The organism is Synechococcus sp. CCY 9618 (assembly GCF_019038415.1).
Taxonomy (GTDB): Bacteria; Cyanobacteriota; Cyanobacteriia; order PCC-6307; family Cyanobiaceae; genus Cyanobium.
Window position 1 is genome coordinate 1 of record NZ_JAFKRG010000016.1, and the last position, 2,500, is coordinate 2,500.

Sequence of the window (2,500 nt, forward strand, 5' to 3'; positions counted from 1 at the left end):
CAGAGAAGCTGTGATGGACTCGTTTTCAGTTCCTAAACTTTGTCTAGGTCACCCCACAAGCGGGCTTTATACCAAGGATCAACGGCGTCTTCCCCAAAGGAGGCCAGCAGATAGCAGTATCTGTGATCGGTGGTGAAGAACGCTGTCAGAGTGAACGATCCTGGGCCATTAGCTCAGGTGGTTAGAGCGCACCCCTGATAAGGGTGAGGTCCCTGGTTCAAGTCCAGGATGGCCCATTCGTGTTTGGGGGTTTAGCTCAGTTGGTAGAGCGCCTGCTTTGCAAGCAGGATGTCAGCGGTTCGAGTCCGCTAACCTCCATCCAACCTGAGATGAAGCCTTAAGCAGGATGCTGCCACAGGAGAGAGCTCTGATGTGAGGGTTGATTTTAGACATGTTCAGCTGAGGATTCCAGCCTCTTTTCATTCCCGCAGGCCGCGATGAGATTGCAGAAGCAATGTTGTTGCCAGTGGCGTGGTTGAAAAGAAGCTGGACTCGCTGAGTCTGCGGCGCGAGCCGTAGAGTCAGTGAATTCAGCAAAGAACCTTGACAACTGCATAGGTGAGTCTGGAAAAGAAAGCATCTCATGGATGCCCAGGCAGGACTGATGTTTGATCAAACAGGTGAAAGCCTGTAAGAGAGAACAAAAGTTTTGAATGGGAAGATTCTTGAGTTTAGAGCCGAGAGCTTCCAGCGTCTTTTCGCTCCGCCGAGGAGGGAAGAGTCAGATTCCGTTGTTCAAACCAGTTCAGAACCAAAGGGTACCGGGAAACCGTGATTGTTTGAGGCTGGAGAAGGTGAACACGGGAGAATGGGTCTCAACAACCCTGAACGTTGGGAGTGTTAATTGGTCAAGCTACAAAGGGCTCACGGTGGATACCTTGGCACACAGAGGCGATGAAGGACGTGGTTACCTGCGAAAAGTCTCGGGGAGCTGGAAACACGCTTTGATCCGGGAATCTCCGAATGGGGCAACCCCTAGAACGGCCACCTGAATCCATAGGGTGGCGCGAGCCAACCCAGCGAACTGAAACATCTTAGTAGCTGGAGGAAAGGAAAGTAAAAACGACTCCCTAAGTAGCGGCGAGCGAACGGGGAAGAGCCTAAACCGATGGTTTCGACCATCGGGGTTGTGGGACAGCAACGTGGACCAGGGACATTAGTGGAAGCGTTTGAAAGGCGCGCCATAGAGGGTGAAAGCCCCGTACGCGAAAATGAAACTGGCCTAGCTGTATCCCGAGTAGCACGGAGCACGTGAAATTCCGTGTGAATCCGCGAGGACCACCTCGTAAGGCTAAGTACTCCTGTGTGACCGATAGCGAAACAGTACCGCGAGGGAAAGGTGAAAAGAACCCCGGGAGGGGAGTGAAACAGAACATGAAACCGTGAGCTTACAAGCAATGGGAGTCCTACTCATAGGATGACCGTGTGCCTGTTGAAGAATGAGCCGGCGACTTATAGGCACTGGCAGGTTAAACCGGAAATGGTGGAGCCATAGCGAAAGCGAGTCTGAATAGGGCGTTGGTCAGTGTTTATAGACCCGAACCCGGGTGATCTAACCATGGCCAGGATGAAGCTTGGGTGATACCAAGTGGAGGTCCGAACCGACTGATGTTGAAAAATCAGCGGATGAGCTGTGGTTAGGGGTGAAATGCCAATCGAACCCGGAGCTAGCTGGTTCTCCCCGAAATACGTTGAGGCGTAGCGTCTGGTGCTATAGCAGGGGGGTAAAGCCACTGTTTCGGTGCGGGCTGCGAGAGCGGTACCAAATCGAGACAAACTCTGAATACCCTGTGTGTAGCCAGGCAGTCAGACTGTGGGGGATAAGCTCCATGGTCGAAAGGGAAACAGCCCAGACCGCCAGCTAAGGTCCCCAAATGACTACTCAGTGATAAAGGAGGTGGGATTGCCCAGACAACCAGGAGGTTTGCCTAGAAGCAGCCATCCTCAAAGGAGTGCGTAATAGCTCACTGGTCGAGCGATCCTGCGCCGAAAATGAACGGGGCTAAGTAGTCTACCGAAGCTGCGGATTTAATTGTTCTTAGGAACATTCAAATGGTAGGGGAGCGTTCCATGTGGGGCGAAGCGTTAGCGTAAGCGGGCGTGGACTGCATGGAAGTGAGAATGTCGGCTTGAGTAGCGAAAACATGGGTGAGAATCCCATGCCCCGAAACCCTAAGGGTTCCTCCGGCAGGCTCGTCCGCGGAGGGTTAGTCAGGACCTAAGGCGAGGCCGAAAGGCGTAGTCGATGGACAACAGGTCAACATTCCTGTACCTGTCATGTTTTGGGAAGGGGGACGGAGAAGGCTAGCCCAGCCAGAAGTTGGTTACTGGTTCAAGCGTTCGAGGCGTTGAGAAGTGGCGAAAACACTTTGAGCTGAGGCGTGAGTACGAGCTGCTACGGCAGCGAAGTGGGTGATGTCAAGCTTCCAAGAAAAGCCCTATACCCGTTAAGGCATGATGGCCTGTACCCGAAACCGACACAGGTGGGGTGGTAGAGAAT

At 53.1% G+C, this 2,500-nt stretch carries 2 tRNA genes and 1 rRNA gene (1 of these 3 cut by a window edge); all 3 read left to right on the forward strand.

Going from position 1 to position 2,500, the window contains the following annotated elements:
- Positions 1-162 precede the first annotated feature (162 nt).
- A tRNA-Ile gene (locus tag KUG41_RS04870) sits at positions 163-236 on the forward strand.
- Between the two features lie 9 nt (positions 237-245).
- Positions 246-318 (forward strand) — tRNA-Ala (locus KUG41_RS04875).
- A gap of 528 nt (positions 319-846) precedes the next feature.
- Positions 847-2,500, forward strand: a 23S ribosomal RNA gene (locus KUG41_RS04880) (it continues 1,234 nt past the right edge of the window).